At 44.1% G+C, this 20,767-nt stretch carries 19 protein-coding genes; 7 read left to right on the top strand and 12 right to left on the bottom strand.

Going from position 1 to position 20,767, the window contains the following annotated elements:
- Nucleotides 1-34: 34 nt before the first annotated feature.
- The 4 genes from EDD59_RS04270 to EDD59_RS04255 form a co-directional block, all read right to left on the bottom strand.
- Entirely contained in the window at nucleotides 35-991 is a 957-nt protein-coding gene (locus EDD59_RS04270; RefSeq protein ID WP_132379242.1) for an ABC transporter permease, read from the bottom strand.
- A 2-nt stretch (nucleotides 992-993) separates the two neighbouring features.
- Nucleotides 994-2,484, bottom strand: a complete 1,491-nt coding sequence (locus tag EDD59_RS04265; RefSeq protein ID WP_132379240.1) for a sugar ABC transporter ATP-binding protein — start codon at nucleotides 2,482-2,484, stop codon at nucleotides 994-996.
- Nucleotides 2,485-2,548: 64 nt separating this feature from the next.
- Nucleotides 2,549-3,682 (bottom strand): substrate-binding domain-containing protein, encoded by a 1,134-nt coding sequence (locus EDD59_RS04260; protein ID WP_132379238.1) that lies wholly within the window; start codon nucleotides 3,680-3,682, stop codon nucleotides 2,549-2,551.
- 438 nt (nucleotides 3,683-4,120) lie between these two features.
- The gene (locus EDD59_RS04255; protein WP_132379236.1) at nucleotides 4,121-4,897 is read right to left on the bottom strand and encodes a glucose 1-dehydrogenase; all 777 of its coding nucleotides are present in this window, start codon (nucleotides 4,895-4,897) and stop codon (nucleotides 4,121-4,123) included.
- Between the two features lie 268 nt (nucleotides 4,898-5,165).
- On the opposite strand from EDD59_RS04255, the gene EDD59_RS04250 reads away from it, so the two are divergent.
- From EDD59_RS04250 to EDD59_RS04225, 6 genes are all read left to right on the top strand, one after another.
- Nucleotides 5,166-6,104, top strand: a complete 939-nt coding sequence (locus EDD59_RS04250; RefSeq protein WP_132379234.1) for a shikimate dehydrogenase family protein — start codon at nucleotides 5,166-5,168, stop codon at nucleotides 6,102-6,104.
- Between the two features lie 13 nt (nucleotides 6,105-6,117).
- Complete coding sequence (locus tag EDD59_RS04245; protein WP_132379232.1) at nucleotides 6,118-6,696, top strand: glucose-6-phosphate isomerase family protein; 579 nt, start codon at nucleotides 6,118-6,120, stop codon at nucleotides 6,694-6,696.
- A gap of 12 nt (nucleotides 6,697-6,708) precedes the next feature.
- Nucleotides 6,709-7,662, top strand: a complete 954-nt coding sequence (locus tag EDD59_RS04240) for a phosphotriesterase family protein (RefSeq protein ID WP_132379230.1) — start codon at nucleotides 6,709-6,711, stop codon at nucleotides 7,660-7,662.
- A gap of 35 nt (nucleotides 7,663-7,697) precedes the next feature.
- Nucleotides 7,698-8,330 carry a bifunctional 4-hydroxy-2-oxoglutarate aldolase/2-dehydro-3-deoxy-phosphogluconate aldolase gene (gene eda / locus EDD59_RS04235; protein ID WP_132379228.1) on the top strand — a complete coding sequence of 211 codons (633 nt, stop codon included), beginning with the start codon at nucleotides 7,698-7,700 and terminating at the stop codon, nucleotides 8,328-8,330.
- A 38-nt stretch (nucleotides 8,331-8,368) separates the two neighbouring features.
- A complete protein-coding gene (locus EDD59_RS04230) occupies nucleotides 8,369-9,322 on the top strand; it encodes a phosphoglycerate dehydrogenase (protein ID WP_132379226.1) in 954 nt (317 codons plus the stop codon).
- 230 nt (nucleotides 9,323-9,552) lie between these two features.
- Nucleotides 9,553-10,416 carry a polysaccharide deacetylase family protein gene (locus EDD59_RS04225; RefSeq protein WP_132379224.1) on the top strand — a complete coding sequence of 288 codons (864 nt, stop codon included), beginning with the start codon at nucleotides 9,553-9,555 and terminating at the stop codon, nucleotides 10,414-10,416.
- A gap of 83 nt (nucleotides 10,417-10,499) precedes the next feature.
- On the opposite strand, the gene xylB is transcribed toward EDD59_RS04225, so the two are convergent.
- Together xylB and EDD59_RS04215 are read right to left on the bottom strand one after the other, a co-directional pair.
- Nucleotides 10,500-12,026, bottom strand: coding sequence for a xylulokinase (gene xylB, locus EDD59_RS04220; protein ID WP_132379222.1), 1,527 nt, complete (start codon nucleotides 12,024-12,026; stop codon nucleotides 10,500-10,502).
- Between the two features lie 144 nt (nucleotides 12,027-12,170).
- On the bottom strand, nucleotides 12,171-12,938 hold the full coding sequence (locus EDD59_RS04215; protein ID WP_132379220.1) for a GntR family transcriptional regulator: 768 nt from the start codon (nucleotides 12,936-12,938) through the stop codon (nucleotides 12,171-12,173).
- Between the two features lie 451 nt (nucleotides 12,939-13,389).
- Between EDD59_RS04215 and EDD59_RS04210 the strand changes: the two genes are divergently transcribed.
- On the top strand, nucleotides 13,390-14,415 hold the full coding sequence (locus EDD59_RS04210) for a zinc-dependent alcohol dehydrogenase (protein ID WP_132379450.1): 1,026 nt from the start codon (nucleotides 13,390-13,392) through the stop codon (nucleotides 14,413-14,415).
- Between the two features lie 70 nt (nucleotides 14,416-14,485).
- On the opposite strand, the gene EDD59_RS04205 is transcribed toward EDD59_RS04210, so the two are convergent.
- The 6 genes from EDD59_RS04205 to EDD59_RS04180 all read right to left on the bottom strand — a co-directional run bounded on the left by EDD59_RS04205 (nucleotide 14,486) and on the right by EDD59_RS04180 (nucleotide 20,725).
- Nucleotides 14,486-15,274, bottom strand: a complete 789-nt coding sequence (locus EDD59_RS04205; RefSeq protein WP_132379218.1) for a 5-deoxy-glucuronate isomerase — start codon at nucleotides 15,272-15,274, stop codon at nucleotides 14,486-14,488.
- Between the two features lie 18 nt (nucleotides 15,275-15,292).
- The gene (gene iolD, locus EDD59_RS04200; RefSeq protein ID WP_132379216.1) at nucleotides 15,293-17,224 is read right to left on the bottom strand and encodes a 3D-(3,5/4)-trihydroxycyclohexane-1,2-dione acylhydrolase (decyclizing); all 1,932 of its coding nucleotides are present in this window, start codon (nucleotides 17,222-17,224) and stop codon (nucleotides 15,293-15,295) included.
- The gene (gene iolC / locus EDD59_RS04195; RefSeq protein ID WP_132379215.1) at nucleotides 17,217-18,275 is read right to left on the bottom strand and encodes a 5-dehydro-2-deoxygluconokinase; all 1,059 of its coding nucleotides are present in this window, start codon (nucleotides 18,273-18,275) and stop codon (nucleotides 17,217-17,219) included. Before iolC ends, iolD begins: the two co-directional genes overlap by 8 nt.
- 227 nt (nucleotides 18,276-18,502) lie before the next feature.
- Nucleotides 18,503-19,525 carry a LacI family DNA-binding transcriptional regulator gene (locus EDD59_RS04190; protein ID WP_132379214.1) on the bottom strand — a complete coding sequence of 341 codons (1,023 nt, stop codon included), beginning with the start codon at nucleotides 19,523-19,525 and terminating at the stop codon, nucleotides 18,503-18,505.
- Nucleotides 19,526-19,598: 73 nt separating this feature from the next.
- Nucleotides 19,599-19,877: an MATE family efflux transporter gene (locus EDD59_RS04185; RefSeq protein WP_132379213.1), complete on the bottom strand. Its 279-nt coding sequence runs from the start codon at nucleotides 19,875-19,877 to the stop codon at nucleotides 19,599-19,601.
- Entirely contained in the window at nucleotides 19,874-20,725 is an 852-nt protein-coding gene (locus EDD59_RS04180; RefSeq protein ID WP_132379212.1) for a class II fructose-bisphosphate aldolase, read from the bottom strand. Before EDD59_RS04180 ends, EDD59_RS04185 begins: the two co-directional genes overlap by 4 nt.
- Nucleotides 20,726-20,767: the final 42 nt, after the last annotated feature.

Raw genomic sequence — 20,767 nt, 5'->3', positions numbered from 1 at the left:
TATTTATTTGCTTTGCTATGCTATGTCAATTTGTTTATACTGCACTCTCCGTCCTGTCTGTAGCAATTTGAAGTAATACAGCCGCTATAATAATACATCCCTTTACAATTTCCTGAGGGTATGCCGGAACACCTTTAAGATTCATGATATTGCTGATCAGTGCAATTGTCAATGCGCCGATCACTGTTTTTATCACACTGCCTTTTCCGCCCGCAAGGCTGGCTCCACCGATAACGCACGCTGCAATCGCATCCAGTTCGCCTCCTTTTCCGAGGGTCGATGCCGCCGTCTGGGTTCTGGATGCAATAAACATACCTGCAATCGAAGCAAGAAGCCCGGAGACCATGTAACAGGAGCATACATATCTTTTTACATTAATACCGGCCAGCTGTACTGCAGTGCTGTTAGAACCACAGGCAATGACAATGCGTCCATAGGATGTATATTGCTGAATAAGTGCCATAATCACAATGATAATTACACATCCTATTACAATTGGATACCCGTAATCCTTACTGGCCATTGCACCGACAGACGGAATATTCGAACACCGCACCGGGGCTCCTTGGGAGACAATCAAAGCTGCACCATTACCAATAGATAAAGTGGCCAGCGTAGTTACGAAACCCTGCATTTTTCCATAGGCCACAAGAATTCCGTTCAGAAGTCCCATGGCAAGCCCTATCAGGACAGCTACAACAAATGCAGCCCCCAACCCCTGCCCGTAATCTCTCATTAATACGTAAGCACAGCAGGAAGACAACGCAGTAACAGCACCCACAGAAAGATCGATCCCTCCGGTTAAGACAACAAACAGCATGCCCAACGCAACAAGAATGGGACCTGACTGCTGAAGACAGATATTCACTAGGTTCACCGGCTCCAAAAATGTACTAGACAGCAGCGCGCAGACAATAAACAGTACCAGAAAAATGACATATGTATTATTGCCTATCAAAAAATCTTTTACATTGAATTTTTTCTTCTTCATAGCTAAACCCCCATTGCCATTTTAATCATTATGTTTTCTGATAACTCGTTCTTTTCCACTTCGCCTGATACCTTTCCATTCCGCATAATTACAACCCGGTCACACATACCGATAATTTCGGGCATTTCTGAAGATATCATAATTACCGCTATCCCTTTTTCCGCAAGAGTATTAATCACTTTATAGATTTCTGTCTTTGCACCCACATCAACGCCACGGGTAGGCTCATCAAAAACAACGCACTTACAGTCCGCAGCAATCCACTTTGCCAATGAAAGCTTTTGCTGATTGCCGCCGGAAAGGCTGTTTGCATTGTCCTCTGTACTTCCGTACTTAGTCTGGATACTTCCAAGAACCTCTTTGACAAATTTCTTTTCTTTCTTGTGTTGAATCCAGCCGTGTCTTGTAACCTTACTCAGACAGGCAAGAGTCGTGTTCATACGAACACTCTGTTCTAACAATAGTCCTTGTTTCTTCCTGTCCTCAGGAAGCAGTCCAAACTTTTCCCTAATTGCAGACTGGGGACTTTTCCAATTGACTTCCTTACCAAAATAATATACCTTCCCTGACTCTTTTTTATCAGCGCCAAAAACCGCTCTCATAGTTTCAGTTCTCCCGGCTCCAACCAGACCATTGAAACCAAGAACCTCCCCCGCTCTCACTTCAAAGCTTACACCCTGTACCATTTTCCCTGCATATAGGTCCTCTACCTTCAGCACAGTCTCACCAATTTTCGCATGGCGCTCCGGAAACATATCCGTCATCTCCCGGCCCACCATCATATTTACCAGCCGCTGCTTATCAAAGCCCCCTGTTTCAACCGTATCTACATACGCACCATCCTTAAGAACTGTAATATGCTGACTTAATCTAAATATCTCTTCCAGACGATGGGATATGTATATAACGCTGACATTCCGTTTCTTAAGCTTATTTATAACTTCAAATAATTTCTCAATTTCCGAAAATGTAAGAACTGCTGTGGGCTCATCGAATACCAGTATCTTTGCATCTCTTGTAAGACATTTGCAGATTTCAACCACCTGCTGGTAAGCGACACTAAGGCTCCCACATTTTGCATTTGGATTAATATCATCAAACCCCAGCTTTTCAAGCTGCGCCCCCGCATCCGCCCGAAGCTTTTTCCAGTTAATAATACCTTTTCCCCCAGAAAGCTTATCAATAAAAATATTCTCTGCAACCGTCAAATCAGGTGCAAGCATAAATTCCTGGTATATAACAGCAATGCCCAAATCTTTAGATTCTTTGGGATTTGTAATTTTAACTTCACCGCCGTCAATAAATATCTGCCCACTATCCCTTTGATATGCACCCGACAATATTTTCATAAGAGTAGATTTGCCCGCGCCGTTTTCGCCAATCAGTGCGTGAATCTCACCCGGTTCAACTTTCAGAGAAACATCCGTGAGAGCTTTTACACCGCCAAAATGCTTTGTAATATTTTTCATTTCAAGTCTGTACTGCCCTTCCATGCACTCACCTCCAAGTTTTCAAGCAAAAAGTCCTCCTCGTGAAAGGAGGACCTCATAGCAGCTTCTAGAAACCATAGTCATAACGCTCATCTACATTATCTTTTGTTATACAGACAGCCTCTGTCATCGTCACTTCCTCATAGCTGTCCGGATCGGAGCCGTCCACCAGGATTTTTTTTGCAATGTCGGTTGCCGTAATGGCCACCTGTACCGGAGAGTTTTCACCTGTACAATAGTATTCACCCGACTTACACGGTGTCGTTCCATTAATATAGTCATAAGCTTCTTTTGCGCCGTCTGCTGCTGCCACATAATGAATACCTGTCAGTCCCGCATCATCGGCCGCCTGCATCCCTCCGAACAACATCTGATCGTTTTCGCCAAACATTGTATTTAATTTGTCTTTTGTCTTAACAACAAGGTCATTGGCATCATTCAGGATATCATTGACGGTCCAGTTTCCCCAGCCTTGTCCGGCAATTGTAAACTTTGCGTCTTCATTGGTATATGAGCCTTTGTTCAGCAGCTGTTCATCAGCTTCCTTGGTCAGTTTCCACGCCTCGTCCTCTGTGATTCCCAATCGTTTCTCCAAAATGCCGCAGATAAGCCCCTGGCGCCTCTGATTTCCTGCAACATTTCCTTTCTCTCCAGATAACATAATTCCATAAATCTCTTCGTCACCCATTGATTCTGCAAAGGACTGCCCGCACAAACGCCCGTTCTGCTCATTATCTGAGTATACCGTTGTTACACAATAGCTTCCGTCATTTACTCCCGAGTCAATATTAATTACCGGGATTCCTGCATCATATGCTGCCTTTTCATCAGCAATTACGTTATCCGGATCAATACAGTCACAGAAAATCAGGTCATAATTCTGAGAAATAAACGTTTCAAAGTTTTCAGACTGCTTTGCCACATCCATATCAGCATTCAATACTACTACGTCACTTGCCTTATCCACCAGCCCTATTTCTGCACACTTTTCCTGAACAGACTTGGCTAGTGTAACAAAGTAAGGACCATCCTGGGTCTTCATGGCTATACCGACTTTCAGCTTATCGCCTGAGCCTTTGTCCTCGCCGGAGGCAGCTGTACTGTCTTCGCTCTTGCTGTCCTTGTCACTTCCGCCACAGCCGACTGCCAGTGTTGCCACCATTGCTGTACACAATAGAATACTCAATAACTTTTTCTTCATAAAACACTTCCTCCTCTTTTTCTTGACTTGCTTCTTTGATGTTATGTTCATATGTTATAACATTACTTTGTTTTTGTCAATATATTTTTATCTCTTTTCTTTCGGTTTTTGTACAAAATAACGTTAATAAAATAACAATATTTTATCTTCATTGTGTATTTTAACCAAAGATGTCGAAATATCAGTTTTTCATATATAAAGAAAAGCGTCCATGTATCACAGTACACAGACACTTTTTTATATGTATTTCTCATATAATAATGATGATACCAGAGTCAAAAGGTCATGTGTTTCATGCTTGCATAAAAAAGCATGACCTTGGGACCCATAAAACATGAGAAAGTGGCCCGAATAGGGCGGATTTCGAATGTTTTTAGGATTGCGGGAGCACAAAGTGCGGAGCAATCCGTAAGTATCAGGAGGCAAAATACCTACGGATTACACTGCTGTGAAACATCCATCCACAACAATGTCCGTTCCCGATGTAAAGGATGCCGAATCCGACAGGAGATAAATAACTGCTCCGCACAGCTCCTCTGGCTTCCCGTATCTCCCATATGGTGTAAGGTCCATCCATCTCTCCTGCCAGTCCGGATTCACATGGCAGGTAAGTTCTGTATACATATAGCCCGGACTGATGCAATTTACACGTATTCCATCCTTGCAGTACTCTACTGCAAGGGATTTCGTCATTTGGATGACAGCTGCCTTAGACGCATTATAAGAAGCCTGCTCCTGGGGCCAGTTAACAATATGACCGGACATAGATGCCGTGTTGCAGATTGCCCCCTTCTTTCCCTTTCCTTTCAAATACCTGGCAAATTCTGATGCCATATAGTATTCACCGTTTAAATTCACATTTATTACTTTAGCCCATTCTTCAGGAGTCACATCATATGCTGATTTATGCAGTACAATGCCTGCATTATTAAACAATAAGTCAAGTCCCTGCATTTCTTCGTCTGCCCTGGTAATCATTTTCTTTACCTGTGCCGAGTCTGTTACATCAATGCTATATGCCGCCGTTTTCTTTCCCGTAGTTTTGTGAATCTCTTCTGCAGTCTCCCGGGCCTTGTCCTCCTGCAAATCGAAAATCGCGATGTCTGCTCCGACTTCTGCCATTCTCGTTGCAACAACTTTCCCGATTCCCTGGGCTCCACCCGTAACAATAACTGTTTTTCCTTCCAGTGAAAATAATTCTTCCAATGTACTCATTTTCTTATCTCCTTTTCTGAAAAATTAATTTCTTTCACGTTTATTTGTTCCTATGTTATAACATAATATCTTTTTTGTCAATGCAGTATTTATATATTGACAGCACTCCAATGTTTCATTATAATGTTGCTATGTAATAACATTATAATTGTGTTTGTATTACTATAACAAATTATGATACCAGGTCAAAAGGCCATGCGTTTCATGCTTGCATAGAAAAGCATGACCTTTTGACCCCAACATCAAATTATGAAAGGAAGGTTTACCAATGTCCAATGTTTATGAGCCGGCCACTACACCGACTATGTATTTCATAGGAGTGACAACAGGGCAGTCCTCCATCATGAAAATTTTTCCAGGGTGGGCAGAAAAGCTCAAATTAAGGAATGCAGTTATTAGAGGGATTGACTTTACTCCCCATTCCTCTGCCAAGGAGTACCGGGAAGCAGTCATGTTTATAAAAAACGATCCTTTTTCTATGGGTGCTCTCGTCACTACACACAAAATTGATTTATTCAACACCTGTAAGGACTTATTTGAATATATAGACCCTTATGCAGAGAAGCTCGGAGAAGTGTCCTCTATATCAAAGAGCGGCGGCAAATTATGCGCCCATGCCAAAGACCCTATTTCCAGCGGACTTGCCCTTGAACATTTCGTACCTCAGAATTACTGGACAAATTATGACGGGGATGTGCTGCTTCTGGGGGCCGGGGGAAGTTCCCTTGCAATGTGTGTATATTTTGCTCAGAAAAAATTTGGTGACAATGTTCCGAAAAAGATTATCATTGCCAACAGAAGTGTTCCCCGGCTGGAATCCGCAAAAGCGATTCTGGATGGGATCCACCCGAATATTCATTTCGAATATATTCATAATCCCACACCGGGAGATAATGACAGGACGTTAGCTTCTTTAAAGCCCCATTCACTGATTGTCAATGCTACCGGACTGGGAAAGGATGGTCCCGGATCCCCTCTTACTGATAACTGTGTTTTTCCAGAAGACAGCCTTGTGTGGGAAATAAATTACCGTGGGGATTTGTTATTCAAGCGTCAGGCAGAGGCTCAGGCCAAAGAAAAACGCCTTTACATCGAAGACGGATGGATTTACTTCATCCACGGATGGACACAAGTGATTGCCGAAGTCTTTCATATTGATATCGGAAGAGACTTACTGGATGCATTGAGTGACATAGCAAAATTATAGGGAGGACAAATTCATGAATAGTTTCAACTGGGATACCAGCTTTTTAGTAGACTTTAACTTACATACCGGTTTTTCAGAAACGGCTCAGGTTACCAAACGACAGCTTTCTCAAATGAAAGACATGTTCAGCGATAAACCCGCTGTTCATAGTATTCTGGAAAAGGATGATCCTGTTATTTACGAGTTTTATGAACTTGGAGCCCCTGAAGAGGCCGGGCATCTTTCTTTCGGAACCACTATTCTTCATCCTGGAATCATTGGAGAGGAATACTATATGACCAAGGGCCATTTCCATACCATTCTGGATACCGCTGAGGTCTATTACACACTGAAAGGGGAAGGGTACATGGTCATGGAAAATCCCGAGGGTGACACTTTAGAGATGCCTCTAAGACCGGGTGAGGCTATTTATGTACCGAAACGCTATGCCCACAGGTCTGTAAATACAGGCAGAGAGCCCCTGATTATGTTCTTTACTTTTGGCGCTGATTCCGGGCATGACTATGGGACAATTGAAACAAAGGGTTATCACAAATTAATTCTTGAAAAGGACGGCAGACCCGCAATTGTAGATAATCCCCATTGGAGATAGGGGGTATGACATATGAAAGAAATTGTGACAGTGACCGGCCCTATTGCACCGGAAGAATTAGGTTTTTGTCAATGCCATGAGCATATTGCAATGAGTAAGGGAAAGTCCTGGTACTTAAACCCTGCTCTTCGTATCGACGATATGGCAAAAAGTCTGGAAGAAGTAAGACGTTACAAATCCTGCGGGGGAGATTCTTTCATCGATGCCCAGCCATGCGGATGTAACCGTATGGCTGAAGAGCTCCGAAAGCTCTCAGTAAAATCTGGCGTACATATTATTGCTTCCACCGGATTTCACAAATTATGTTTCTACCCTGACAGCCACTGGATACATTCCATCTCCGAAGCTGAGCTGGAAAAAGTTTTTGTCCGGGAGCTTACCACAGGAATGTATACAGATGCTGACTGTACATATCCTTCGGTACAGTCCAGCGTAAAGGCCGGGATTATTAAAACCGCCTATGATACAGAGGAATTGAGCCCCCGGTATAAGAAACTATTTCGGGCTGCCGCTTCTGCTTCCCTTAGAACCGAACGAATTATTATGATTCATGTGGAGCAGGACACCAACCCCATTTTACTCCAGGACTTTCTTCTAAATCTTGGAATGCAGCCGGAAAATCTGATGTTCTGTCATATGGACAGGGCCTGCAGAGATATCAGAACCCATAAGGATATCTTAAAAAAAGGCTCCTATCTGGAATTTGACACCATCGGCCGCTTCAAGTACCACAGCGATGAACACGAAATACAGATTATACAATCCCTTGTGGACATAGGATATGCGACACAGCTCTTATATTCTCTGGATACCACCAGTGACAGGCTTATGTCCTACAATCCTGACGCAATCGGACTGAACTACATATTAACCAAATTTAATGCTTCCCTGAAATCTTCCGGAATTTCCGAAGATATTATCCATATGCTATCCGTAGAAAATCCGGCACGTATATTGACACAATAACGACATTTATAGCCTTCATAAGGAGTGAACAAATTATGAGTGAGACAAATTTATTAGCACAAATTGCAGAAAAAAAGATTGTACCTGTCGTCAAATTAGATTACGCAGACCAAGCTCAGCCACTTGGAGAAGCTTTATGTTCAGGTGGGCTTCCTGTAGCTGAAATTACCTTTCGAACAGATGCGGCAGAAGAATCTATCAAAACTATGAAAAAAGAATTCCCTGAAATGACGGTAGGCGCGGGTACAGTAGTGAATGCAGAACAGGCCAAACGTGCAGTGGATGCAGGCGCTGCCTTTCTGGTGTCCCCGGGCATCAGCCGTCCGGTAATAGAATTCGCTCTGGATAATCACCTGCCGGTCTTCCCAGGCATCTGTACTCCTTCTGAGGTAATGATTGCGATGGAGTATGGACTTCCTGTTGTAAAATTTTTCCCGGCCGGACAATACGGCGGGCTAAGCACAATCAAAGCTCTCGCCGCCCCTTTTCCAACTATAAAATTCATGCCTACAGGCGGCATCAACGCCTCCAACATCCTGGACTTTCTTGCTTTTGATAAGGTCATTGCCTGCGGCGGGAGCTGGATGGTAAAAGACAGTTTTATCCGAGAAGGAAATTTTGATGAAATCACCCGTCTGACTGCCGAGGCGGTTGCTTTGGCTCACTAAAACACTGCATATTGAGATATCAGGAGGTATTTATTCTTATGAAAATATTAGTAACGCCAACCTCCCTGCAGCCGGACAAGGGCGGGGAGGTGCTGAAAACCCTGCAGGAATTTTCAGACAATCTTATATTCAATAAATTGGGACGCCCTCTGTCAGAGGACGAATTAATTCCATTGTTGAAAGACTGTGACGGCTATGTAGCCGGCCTGGATTATGTCACAGAAAAAGTCATCCGCTCCTGCCCAAACCTTAAAGTCATATCCCGCTATGGTGCAGGCTATGACCGGGTAGACATTGCCGCTGCCAGGACAAACGGCATTCCGGTAACCAACACCCCCGGTGTAAATGCAGAAGCCGTGGGAGAACTGGCCCTCTCCCTTATGCTCGCTCTGGCCAGGAACATTACATATCTGGATAGAGAAACACGTAGTGGAAAATGGATCCGTTCCACAGGTATAGAATTAAAAGGAAAGACTCTGGGGATTATGGGGCTGGGAGCTATAGGAAAGGTAGTTGCCAGGTGCGCCGCGGGACTGGGAATGACCATTATAGCGTATGACCCCTACATAGATGAGGGCTATTGTTCCAACCATAATATTGGGATCCGTATTTTTGATGAAGTCATAGAAGCGGCCGATGTCATCAGTCTTCACCTCCCCCTTACAGATTCCACCAGGCACCTTATAGACAAAGATGTCATTACCCGGATGAAACCAACTGCCATACTTATCAACACATCCAGGGGAGGAATCATTGACGAAGATGCCGCATGGCATGCATTGAAGGAGGCCCGGCTGGGAGGTTTGGGGCTGGATGCCTTTGAAATAGAGCCACCCACCGATTCTAAATTATTTGAGCTAGACAATGTGGTTGTAACTCCCCATACGGGCGCTCATACGAAAGAAGCCACCGATAATATGGCTCACGCTGCCATTAAAAATCTCATTGATGTCCTAAGCGGAAAAGAATGCCGGTTTATTGTAAATAAATAAGTGCCGTTAAAATGCATGCATTGATGTTGAAAGTCAAATTATACTTGGATTTTATTACAAATTTGATGTATTGAGTATTGACGAATGAAACGATGTCTATTAAAATAGTTTCAAACTTAACACGCTCCTGATTAAGGGAGCAAAATAAAAACCAGGGAAACGGCTCCTATGACGCTGCAGGGAAGTTTGCGTATAGGGCTGGATTCCCTGTATCTGTGAAAGGACAAATTATGTTAAGATTGCGACAAGACACGCTTCTATTCCCCAAGGGGAGAAAAAAAGCCCTGACTTTAAGTTATGATGACGGTATTACACAGGATGAACGCCTGATTACACTTATGAAGCGATATCAGATAAAGGGAACTTTTAACCTGAACCCAGGGCTTATGGGGGACAGGGATCATCTGGTTCAGCCCGGAATTGATGTAAGTCACTACAAGTTTAAAAAAGAGGAAATTTGCAGGATTTATGCTTCACAGGAAATTGCTGTACACTCCATGACTCATCCTGATCTTGCCAGAGTCCCTCAAAATATGGCTGCTTATGAGATTGCAGAGTGCAGAAAAGAATTAGAGGAGCTTATATACACTCCGGTTACAGGCATGGCCTATCCATTTGGCACCTACAATCAGAATGTAAAAGATGCTGCCAAAAGCTGCGGAATCACTTATTCCCGAACGACCTGCAGTACCCATCGCTTTAATTTGCCTTCGGATTTTCTGGAATGGCACCCCACCTGTCATCACACAGAAGGCTGTCTCTTTGATTTATTAGAGGAATTTATTAAACCAGCGGATGACACTTTCCCCCATTCACCCTTACTATTCTATGTTTGGGGGCATTCTTATGAATTTGATGCATATCAACAGTGGAATGATATCGAAAAATTTCTGAAAACCGCCTCTGAAAAAAAAGACGTCTGGTATGCTACAAATGGGGAAATCTGTGAATATATAAATTCTGTGAAGCATCTTGTGTACTCTGCCTCCGGAGATTATATTTATAACCCATCCTGTCTGGATGTCTGGATGCTAATTGACCGCAAAGTATATTGCATAAGGTCCGGACAAACTGTTATAATAGAAACATCTTAGAGAAGGCAGGTACATATATGGCAACGATGTTTGACGTAGCAAAAGCGGCCAACAGAACACACTGACAGGATCTGTGCGTGGGTTCAGACACATCTTGCCACTTTTTTGTAAATACTTTCCAATGCAAAATAATATGCATCAAACGCTTTTTTGACTGGTTCATATGCCTTTACTGTTTCTGGTTTTGGAGTATGTACAGATTCAATATTAATGAACCTGTCGATTGCCGTAAAATCCTTAAAAATGCCGGCTCCAACTCCGCCTATAACAGCTGCACCCATGGAGCTTCCCTCCTCCAGAAGAGAAGGCACCTGTATTTTTGCATTATATACATCTGCCATGATTTGACGCCATATCTCGCCTTTTGCCCCTCCGCCTACAACTGTGATCTCATCAATTCTTAACTGCGTACGTAGAATATCAAGGCAGATAGATAGGTTCATGGTCACACCCTCCAGTACACTTCGCAGCATATCTCCCCGGGTTGTTTCCGGTTTCATTCCAATCCATGCACCTTTTGCATCAGGGTTCCAGCGAGGTGCACGCTCTCCCAAAAGATAAGGAAGAAAAATAGTTCCATTTGCACCTGCCGGGCTTTTTTCAATCAACTCATTCATATATATATAAGGCGATATTCCGGACTCTTTTGCCCTATAAGATTCCATAGTACAGATTGTGTTTTTCAGCCAATTATAGGAACCTCCTGCATACTGCATGGTTCCGTTGGGTGCGTACAATCCCGGAATCACATGGGCCCAGGTCACCGTCCGCATCTGCTCATCAAAAATCGGCTTTTCGGCAGTTGTCGTAATCCATGCCGAAGTTCCCATACAACAGTAAGTCTTCCCTGGGGCAATGGAGCCGCATCCAATGTTTGCAACAACACCGTCGCCGCCTCCCATTACAACCGGAGTGCCTTCTGCGAGTCCGGTTTCTGCTGCAGCCTCAGCCGTAACACCGCCGGCAATAAATGTGGAGGGCTTTATCTCCGGCAATTTATCCGGATTGATATCTGCATATTTCAGTATCTTTTCAGACCATTGAAAGGTGTTTAAATCGAAACATGCCATACTGTTCGCATCCGATGGCTCCGTATAAAATTTCCCCGTCAGTTTCAGTACGATATAGTCTTTTGCATTCAGTACCTTATAAGTCTGTTCATAAATATCAGGTTCATTATCACGTATCCACATTAGCTTTTGAATACCATAGGAGGCGGTATTGCGATGCCCTACAATGTGGTAAAACTCCTGCTGGCTCATATGGGCTTCAATCTGAGCACTCTGCTTCTGCGCTCTCTGATCCGCCCATATGATGGATGGCCTGAGTGGCTTTCTATCTCTATCTACACACAGACACCCCATCATCTGACCGCTGAAACTGACTGCACCGATTTCCTTTGTGTTAATACCTGTCGATGTAATCAGATTCATACTTGTCCTGCAAACGGCATTCCACCAGTCATCCCCATTCTGTTCTACCCATGTATCGTTAAAATAATGAGTATCATAGGGAAATACTTCACTTTTTATTAAGCGGCCATCCTCTGAAAATAATGTAGCTTTATTGCCCGAAGTGCCAAGATCATGTGCCAAGATATATTTCGCCATCCTGCTCTGCTCCTCCTCTATTCCCGCGGGCAACGAGCCAAAGTCAAGCTCACTTGACCTTGGCGACTGCCGCGAGGGTCAAAGACCTCGCAGCTCGCTGCGCCGCAAATTTGATGCCTCGTAGCTTGCTGCGAGGTCTTTGACTTAACTTTTATTCTCCGGGAACACAGTTACTTCAAATTTGTTCCTGTCCCCGCGGTATCTGGATAAGGTATATTCAATAGGCTTGCCGTACGCATTATAGCCGGTGGAAATAAAATACTGTATTGGTTTTCCCCTCTTCATCTGCAAAAGCTTTACATCCTCTGCTTTTGCCTCAATCGCCTCCACTGTTCTCTCAATCCTGAATATCCTCGTTTCCTCTTTCTGAGAAAGGATACTGTATAGCTGCTCTGTATTCAGGTCGTGGGTCAGCAAAAATTCGCATTCCGAAAAAGGGAGGTAGGTTTTGGTCGTTACAATAGGCTCTCCATCCGCCATTCTCTTCCTGTATAGGAAAATGACAGAGTCATTTTCTGCAATCTCCAGCGCCTTGACCACCAAATCTCCTGCTTCCATTCCTTTCATAGTCTTAAGCTCCAGCACTTCTGTGCTAGGTTCCACTCCCATACGATACATCTGATCATTAAAGCTTTCAATCTTGCGGATATACTCTTGAGTAATCTTAGGCTGAGATACAAAAGTCCCCTTGCTTTTTACCCGATACAACCATCCTTCCTGCACCAATTCAGTAATGGCCTGCCTCACTGTAGTCCGGCTAATCTGAAATGTATCACTGATATCCTTTTCCGTCGGAATCATGTCTCCGCTTTTGTAATTGCCCTCTTTAATTTCTGCTAAAATAAGTTCTTTCAGTTGAAAATACAAGGGAATAGGAACCGATTTATTAATTTTTTCTACTTTATCTAACATTACAATGTCCTCCTGCTATTTTTATTATAGTTATTTATGAACATTGTAACATAGAGGCTTTTTCGCCGCAAGAACTTAATGCGTGCTTTGTATAAATATCCTTATGTAATTATATAATAACATAATATCGTAAAAAATCAATAGCTTTTATATTATGATACCAGGGTCAAAAGGTCATGCGTTTCACGCCTGCATGAAAAAGCATGACCTTGGGACCCATAAAACATGAGAAAGTAGCCCGAATAGAGCGGATTTCGAATGTTTTTAGGATTGCGGGAGCACAAAGTGCGTAGCAATCCGTAGGTATCAAGGGTCAAAAGGTTATGCGTTTCATGCTTGCATGAAAAAGCATGACTTTGCGCTTGTAAATCCTTTGCCTCCGTGGTAATATAATGATATTACATTACTATATAGTATCAAATTCTAAAAGGAGAGATGAACAATGAACAAGATGATACAAGCAATTATGACCGCACCGGGAAATATTGTATATCAGGACGTTGATATACCTGAAGTTCAGCCGGAGCAAATCAAGGTTAAAATGAAGCGTATCGGCATCTGTGGTTCTGACATACATGTCAATCATGGAAAGCATCCCTATACCAATTATCCGGTTGTCCAGGGACATGAAGTGTCCGCTGAAGTAGCGGAGGTTGGAAATAAAGTTACAAACTGCAGAGTCGGAGATAAAGTAACCATACAGCCCCAGGTTGTATGTGGAAAATGTTATCCCTGTACTCACGGTATGTATAACGATTGTGAAACCTTAAAAGTCATGGGATTCCAGACAATTGGTATGGCCAGTGAATATTTTGTTGTAGATGCCAAAAAGGCACTTGTTCTCCCAAAAGATATGTCCTGGGATCACGGTGCAATGATCGAGCCTTTAGCTGTAGCCGTACACGCAGTGCGGCGTTATTCAGGAGATATGCACGGTAAAAAGGCTGTTGTTCTTGGAGGCGGACCCATCGGTAATCTGGTAGCCCAGACAGCAAAAGCATTGGGAGCAGAGGTTGTCCTGTTGTCCGAATTAAGTGCTTACCGCCTTGCAACAGCGCAGAAATGTGGTATTACTACAGTGAATCCTAATGAGAGAAATTTACTGGATGCAATTGTTGAGGCTTGTGGAAAGGATCGGGCTGATGTAATTTTTGAATGTATTGGTATCAATCCTACTATGAAGCAGGCTATCGAGTATGCTAGAAAAGGAAGCCATATTATTGTTGTAGGCGTATTTGGCGATCTCGCCACTGTCGATATGGCAGCTGTACAAGATCATGAGCTTTCACTTCTCGGAAGCGCTATGTATCGTGAAGAAGATTACATAAAAGCCATTGACCTTGTAGCTGCCGGCAAAATTGAATTTGAAACCCTGATTACCCACCGGTTCGGATTCAGGGAATTCAAAAAGGGATATGACACAATTGACCAGGAAAAAGATAAGGCGATGAAGGTTATGATTAATATGGAAAAATAGTGTTTCAAACCTCCTTTTTTCTACTGTATACCTGCAGTGTGAGAAAAGGAGGTTTTTAAATTCATATATTTCAGAAGTCCGCGTCGTGGAGCCACAAGTAAGCCTCGTCTTCATTGCGGTCGCTCTGATGCCATGGATTGCCTTCCAGGTGGCGGATCATCCAGCAGGTGTACATCTGATAGCCGGGTGCTGCTGCCTGGGGATGCAGCTTTCCACCGGGAATAGCGGAAAAGCTTTTATCTACACTCTTAAAAACTTCATCGCCGATAAAACTGGCGCCAAAACCTTCCGGCCGGTCAAACATGAAGTAATAGAGTTCCGGCTGAGGATGGCGGTGAGGCAGATAACCGGACCAGTTGCCCCTGTCGTTAAGAACCTCGCCCAGAACCATATTGGAGTAGGGAGCAATATCAATATCAAAAATTGTGTTGACACGGCGTTTGGCTACATTGCCGAACTTACCGACAGCGGAATATTTCCAGGGCGCATCCCCCGGTACGTAAAACTTTGACTCAAAGCTCCTGTCATTTTTCGTACACTGAACAAGGAGCTCTGTCTCGGCCAGTGCCTCTACCTCTACCTCAGTATTTTTGCTGACATGGACACAATAGGGGCCGTCGGTAAAGACATCTTTTCTTTCTCCCGCCTCTTCTTTACCGTCAAAGCGGTAAAGAAGCTTACCCTTTAGCAAAAGAAGGGCCATCTCTTCATCGTTCTTTTTAAACACCCGCTTTTCTCCGGCCTTTAATCGATAGACGCGGACATCCATCAACATTGCTTTATATTCATTATTATAAGTTGATAAAATCATTTCTCCCTGGTCATCAAACTGGGGATAACCAAATAATTTTTCTTCCATCAGACAATTCCTCCTTTTCTAATAGGCTCTTGCTTCTTCTCTGGCCTTCTTAACTTCTTCCCAGGCCTCCACAACACTTTTCTTCCCGGAAACCTGCGCCTGTCCCACATTCCACCAGGATTCATAGCCATCGGTCATAGTTTTTGGAATAACCTTCAAATCAAACAGACATGCAATCTCTTGCTTTTTGGCATCCTCTAAAGCTGCTTTAAGTTCTGCAATAGTCTTGCAAGTATAAGTCTTAAGCCCATAACCTTCGCCAATCTTGGCATAATCAACCGGGATTAAGTCTCCGCACGGCTTTTTGCCGTCAGTATAACGAAATTCGGTTGCCAGACTGCCGATGCCATGAGTCATTTCCAGATTGTTGATACAGCCAAAACCGCAGTTGTCAAAGATTAAAATATTAACCTTTTGCCGCTCCTGCATAATGGTCATAATTTCACTGTGAAGCATCTGGAAGCTGGAGTCGCCAACTACAGCATACACTTCATCATTGGGCTGGGCAAACTTAACCCCCAGGGCAGCCGCCACCTCATATCCCATACAAGAATAGCCATATTCTGCATGATAGCCGCCTCGCTTATCGGTAGTCCACATTCTCTGCAGGCAGCTTGGCAAAGAACCACCCGCCGTAATCAGGGTGGCATTTTCATCAATCACTTCTCTGATGGTATAGAGAGCTGCAGTCTGCGTAATCTTACCATCCGTAAGCTCAACAAACTCCGGAACCGTCCGGGGGTCTCTTGCCTTAATCATCGGCTCAAAATCATCACCCGTATACTCGATGTTGCCAAGATGCTGCATTTCCGCATCCCATTTTGCTTTTGCATCCACAATTTCATTCGTATAGGACGACTGATAATCAAGCTTTCTTAACCTTTCGCTTAAAGCTTTCACCGTCGCCTTTGCGTCACCGACAGCTTTGACAGCGTCCAGCTTATAAGCGTGATAGCGGCAATTGTTAATTGTTACGAACTGTACCTGCGGATTCCGAAACAAGTGTTTGGAGCTGGTAGTAAAGTCAGACAATCTGCTGCCAATGGCAATAACTACATCCGTATCTTTTGCAATTATATTTGAGGCGTAGGTCCCCGTCACGCCAATTCCTCCCAGACAATAGGGATCACTCGATTTACATGCACTTTTCCCCCCCTGACTTTCGCCAAAAGGAATCTTAAACTCTGCGCAAAATTTCTCCACTGTTTCACCAGCTTCAGAATAGCGTACTCCGCCGCCTACAATTACAAGGGGTTTCTTAGCATCTTTAATAATTTCAGCCAGATCGTCCAGCTCTTCGGGTGCGGCTACAGGTCTGGTAATACGATGCACCCGTTTTTTGAAGAAATAATCTGGGAAATCAAAAGCCTCGCCTTCCACATCCTGAGGCAGAGCGATACAGCAGGCACCCGTCTCAGCCGGGTCCGTCAGGACACGCATGGCATTAATCAAAGCACTCATCAACATCTCAGGGCGGGAAACCCGGTCCCAATACTTACACACTGGTTTGAAAGCATCATTTGTAGTTGTTGCCAGACTATTACTCTGCTCCAGCTGCTGCAGCACCGGATCCGGCTGCCGGGAGGCGAAGGTATCAGCCGGAAATACCAGCAGGGGAATATTATTAACCGTTGCCGTCGCACAGGCAGTCACCATATTGGCTGCCCCCGGCCCTATCGAAGAAGCACAGGGGATAATTTTACGCCGGTTATTCTGTTTGGAGTAAGCAGTTGCAACATGGCACATTCCCTGTTCATTGCGTCCCTGCAAAACTTTCAGGCTTCCCGGGTCACTGTCCAGGGCCTCACCTAACCCTACGGCGATCCCATGCCCAAAGATGGTGAAAAAGCTTTCTACAAATTTGGTTTCTACACCATCCATCAGAACATATTGATTATCCAAAAACCTCACGATCGCTTGTGCGGTTGTCATTCTTGTGGTCTTATTCATCTTCCTTTCCCTCCTCACCTACGCGGGCAACCATATCACCATACAGTTCTTTTTCTTCCTTGATAAAGACATGTACCTCTTCCGGATTAGGAAGAGTATCGGAAGAACTGTTACTTCTGACCATCATAGAGGCCTCGGCAGAGCCAAACTCCAGGCAGTCGATAATCTCCCACCCTTGATACAGACCATACAAAAACCCGGAGCCATAGCCGTCACCGCCGCCAAAGCCTTTGCGGGCTTTCACTGGAAAAGGTTTAATGGAGAACCGTCCGCCGTCGTTCGTATAAGCAGTTGAACCTTTCATACCATGCTTGATGACTACAATCTTAGCATGATAGCTCTGCCAGTAAGCGGCGCTTTCTTCGTCGGTCATACCAGTTTGAATTAGTTTTTCCATCAGGTCGAATTCCTCTCTTGACCCCATAATAATATCTGCCTCTCTGGCCACCGAAGAATAGTAAACAGATATCTCATCATCATTCTTCCAGCTATAGGGCCGGTAATCAATATCAAAGATAACCCGGGTATTATATTTCCTAGCCAGCATCACAGCTTTAAGAGCCGCTTCTCTTGAAGGGCTGGCCGACAGCGCCGTTCCGGAAATCAGGAGGGCTTTGGTGTTCTTTATATATTCCTCGTCAATATCCGCCGGACATAGCTGCAGATCAGCCGGGATATTGCGATACATCAGGATACTGCTTTCCTTTGGCGACAGCATCTCTGTAAAGGTCAGACACAGCTTCTCACCATTTTTACATTTGGTAATGCGGCTGGTGTCAATCCCTTCATTATTAAAATAATCTACCACATATTCCCCAAACTGATCATCGGAAACTTTTCCAAAAAAGCCCGCCTTCATCCCGTGTCTAGTCACGCCAACCGCAATATTGGCAGGAGAACCTCCAACAAATTTTTCAAAAACATGAACCTCCTTAAGAGGTTTAAAATCCTCTTTAACGTCCTCATTGTAAGCCGGGTTGAAGTCAATCGCCACGCGGCCAAGCAGGACTAGATCAAGCTCCCTGCTGTTATCCACTTCTAAATACTTCATCTCTTCACCTCATTCATTGTGTGTTTAGTAAGTTCTTATCCATATGTTATCACACGCCGTGTAAGCGTGCAATATAATAATTGCACATTTAAAATTTTCTATTATATTGCACAATATTCATGCTTATTAACTAGCACTTTTTCCTTTTGTATTATTTTAAAATAAAACAGCACGCATGTTAGCGTGCTATTCGTCTCTTCTGCGGCTCCTACTGCTGTAATTTTCTCTCAGATGTTGTATTTTGTTTTTATAACGATATCAGTATAATAGTACTCTTTTCTCGGAAAAGCACCGAAAAGGATTAAGTCTTCCAGGATACACAAGGCCTGGTGACCCTGCATATAACCATTCTGATCCAGAATAAAATCAAAACCATCACTCTTTAAACCGGCGATGTTTTCCGGGGTCAGGTCATAGACAATGATAAAGGGGCGCTGTTTTGATGGAATCCTTTGTTTATCCAGCGCTTTTAAAACCCCTTCCTGGCCTGCAGAAAAAACTACGACACCATTTAAGTCCGGAAAAGCATGCAGACTGTTCGCCACCAGCCGTTCCACTTCCCCGGGTTCATCAAAGCTGCTCTGAACCCCCGTCAGATGCAGGTTAGGAAAACTTTCTTTTAACTCAGTGGTAAAGCCCTCCACCCGCATATTATTAACACTATTTCCAAAATGGCCTGTAATAGCCAGAACCTTGCCTTCCTTTTTAGTAAGAAGCCCCATCAGCCCAGCGGCAGCACGGCCGCTGCGGATATTGTCCATCCCCACAAAGCAGCTGCGCTTAGTACCGATAATATCAGTATTGAAGGTAATAATTTTAATTCCCCGCTCGATCAGCTCATTGATTTTATTGCGGATTAAGTTGCCGTCAACCGGCATAATCGCTATCCCCGCCGCACCCAGCTTCTCTAACCGCAGCAGCGCCTCCAGCTGGGAATCTTCACTTACATCTTCACATTCTTCAATGAACAATTCAAAACCTTTGGAAGCTGTTTCTTTTGCTGCATCCTGGATGCCTTTCCTGATTCTGCTCATAAAAGAGGCGCTTGACAGCTGGGTCACAACCCCGATCTTAACTTTCTTTTTGTTTTCACTCTTTCTTTTCCGGGGGACATACCCCATTTCATCGGCAATCTCCAATATTCGCTTTTCCACACTGGGATTAATGCGCCCCCGTTTATTAAGAGCACGGTCTACGGTTCCGCGGGATACTCCTGCCCGCTCTGCGATATCCTGAATTGTTCCGGCCATCCTTAAAGTCTCCTCTTATTATGTGTTTTCTAAAGGATGATTATATCACACACGCAAAACGCACGCAACCTGATTATTTTCCGACTGTCAAAGCGCACTTGACGATATTGCGATTTTGCTTATCCCTTTTCTCTCCCCAGTACTGACTGCCGATCATTACAACCGCCTCAGCAAGCGCCGTAAGCACTTGCTGATAAACGAATTGTATTTGGTTGACAACTGATGCGCCGGCCATAGCCTGTTCGCTAAATCGGGCCAGCATCACATTATCCAGTAAATTTACACTGAGGACAATCATATTTTGCGGCACGATAAAAACGCTTAGTTTAGCAAAGGTCTTTAAGAATTTCATCCTACGTCTGTAAAAGCATGATTAAAAACTTTAATGTGACGTTTTACATTTTCATAGGTTCCCTTAATCATCGCTTTGTCCAAATCAAAGTAATTGTAAGTGTCATTGTCGGCAAAATACCGGCGGACATATTCTGTCAAGCTATTAAAGCTGGCCGTGGCGATATTCACTTTCTTGATTCCCAGTGAAATTGCTTTTTGAAAATCTTCATCCGTTATACCGCTTCCCCCATGCAGCACCAGGGGGATATTAACTGCTTCCTTTATTGCTTTTAATACCCCAAACTGCAGCCGGGGTGCCACCGGATAGTTACCATGGGCATTGCCTATGGCGATGGCCAGGGCATCAATGCCGGTTTGCTCCACAAACACCTTTGCATCACTGGGATTCGTGCAGTTGATTCCGTGATCGCTGCTCCCATCTTCGCTGCCGCCTACCAGACCCAGCTCAGCTTCAACCGTTGCCCCAAAAGTTTTGGCAAGCTGAACTACTTCCTGGGTTTTAGAAATATTTTCCTCAAAGGGGCTGGTTGAGGCATCCAGCATCACTGAGGTAAAACCCATATTTAAAGCTGCTTTTACCGTTTCCATGGTCAATCCATGATCCAGGTGGACAGCAATATCAACCTTGGCCTTTTGGGCAGCACTCACCATCATCGGCCCAACAAATTCGAGGGGGGAATTCTTAAGCCTCACCTCGGCTATCTGTAAAATAATCGGAGTCTGAAGCTCTTCAGCTGCCTGCACCGCCCCCATAATCATCTCCATGTTACCTACACTAAAGGCACCTATGCCAAATCCTTCAGTCTCAGCCTGTTCCAGCAGTTTCTTCATTTTTACCAGTGCCATATTCTACCTCCTCCACCGGTCATTTTTCACTTATGTAGTTCT

Origin of the sequence: Muricomes intestini (assembly GCF_004346165.1) — a bacterium.
Lineage (GTDB): Bacteria > Bacillota > Clostridia > Lachnospirales > Lachnospiraceae > Muricomes > Muricomes intestini.
Note: the sequence above shows the minus strand (reverse complement) of the source record. Positions and strands in the feature narration are given on the sequence as shown.

What these genes read in the sequence shown, in the direction of transcription:
- EDD59_RS04205 (WP_132379218.1), bottom strand. Translation starts at nt 15,274, where the DNA reads ATGGAAGAAAAATTATTTGGTTATCCCCAGTTTGATGACCAGGGAGAA.
- EDD59_RS04225 (WP_132379224.1), top strand. Translation starts at nt 9,553, where the DNA reads ATGTTAAGATTGCGACAAGACACGCTTCTATTCCCCAAGGGGAGAAAA.
- EDD59_RS04185 (WP_132379213.1), bottom strand. Translation starts at nt 19,877, where the DNA reads ATGAAATTCTTAAAGACCTTTGCTAAACTAAGCGTTTTTATCGTGCCG.
- EDD59_RS04270 (WP_132379242.1), bottom strand. Translation starts at nt 991, where the DNA reads ATGAAGAAGAAAAAATTCAATGTAAAAGATTTTTTGATAGGCAATAAT.
- EDD59_RS04230 (WP_132379226.1), top strand. Translation starts at nt 8,369, where the DNA reads ATGAAAATATTAGTAACGCCAACCTCCCTGCAGCCGGACAAGGGCGGG.
- EDD59_RS04215 (WP_132379220.1), bottom strand. Translation starts at nt 12,938, where the DNA reads ATGTTAGATAAAGTAGAAAAAATTAATAAATCGGTTCCTATTCCCTTG.
- EDD59_RS04245 (WP_132379232.1), top strand. Translation starts at nt 6,118, where the DNA reads ATGAATAGTTTCAACTGGGATACCAGCTTTTTAGTAGACTTTAACTTA.
- iolC (WP_132379215.1), bottom strand. Translation starts at nt 18,275, where the DNA reads ATGAAGTATTTAGAAGTGGATAACAGCAGGGAGCTTGATCTAGTCCTG.
- EDD59_RS04190 (WP_132379214.1), bottom strand. Translation starts at nt 19,525, where the DNA reads ATGGCCGGAACAATTCAGGATATCGCAGAGCGGGCAGGAGTATCCCGC.
- EDD59_RS04265 (WP_132379240.1), bottom strand. Translation starts at nt 2,484, where the DNA reads ATGGAAGGGCAGTACAGACTTGAAATGAAAAATATTACAAAGCATTTT.
- EDD59_RS04240 (WP_132379230.1), top strand. Translation starts at nt 6,709, where the DNA reads ATGAAAGAAATTGTGACAGTGACCGGCCCTATTGCACCGGAAGAATTA.
- eda (WP_132379228.1), top strand. Translation starts at nt 7,698, where the DNA reads ATGAGTGAGACAAATTTATTAGCACAAATTGCAGAAAAAAAGATTGTA.
- xylB (WP_132379222.1), bottom strand. Translation starts at nt 12,026, where the DNA reads ATGGCGAAATATATCTTGGCACATGATCTTGGCACTTCGGGCAATAAA.
- EDD59_RS04250 (WP_132379234.1), top strand. Translation starts at nt 5,166, where the DNA reads ATGTCCAATGTTTATGAGCCGGCCACTACACCGACTATGTATTTCATA.
- EDD59_RS04255 (WP_132379236.1), bottom strand. Translation starts at nt 4,897, where the DNA reads ATGAGTACATTGGAAGAATTATTTTCACTGGAAGGAAAAACAGTTATT.
- EDD59_RS04260 (WP_132379238.1), bottom strand. Translation starts at nt 3,682, where the DNA reads ATGAAGAAAAAGTTATTGAGTATTCTATTGTGTACAGCAATGGTGGCA.
- EDD59_RS04210 (WP_132379450.1), top strand. Translation starts at nt 13,390, where the DNA reads ATGATACAAGCAATTATGACCGCACCGGGAAATATTGTATATCAGGAC.
- EDD59_RS04180 (WP_132379212.1), bottom strand. Translation starts at nt 20,725, where the DNA reads ATGGCACTGGTAAAAATGAAGAAACTGCTGGAACAGGCTGAGACTGAA.
- iolD (WP_132379216.1), bottom strand. Translation starts at nt 17,224, where the DNA reads ATGAATAAGACCACAAGAATGACAACCGCACAAGCGATCGTGAGGTTT.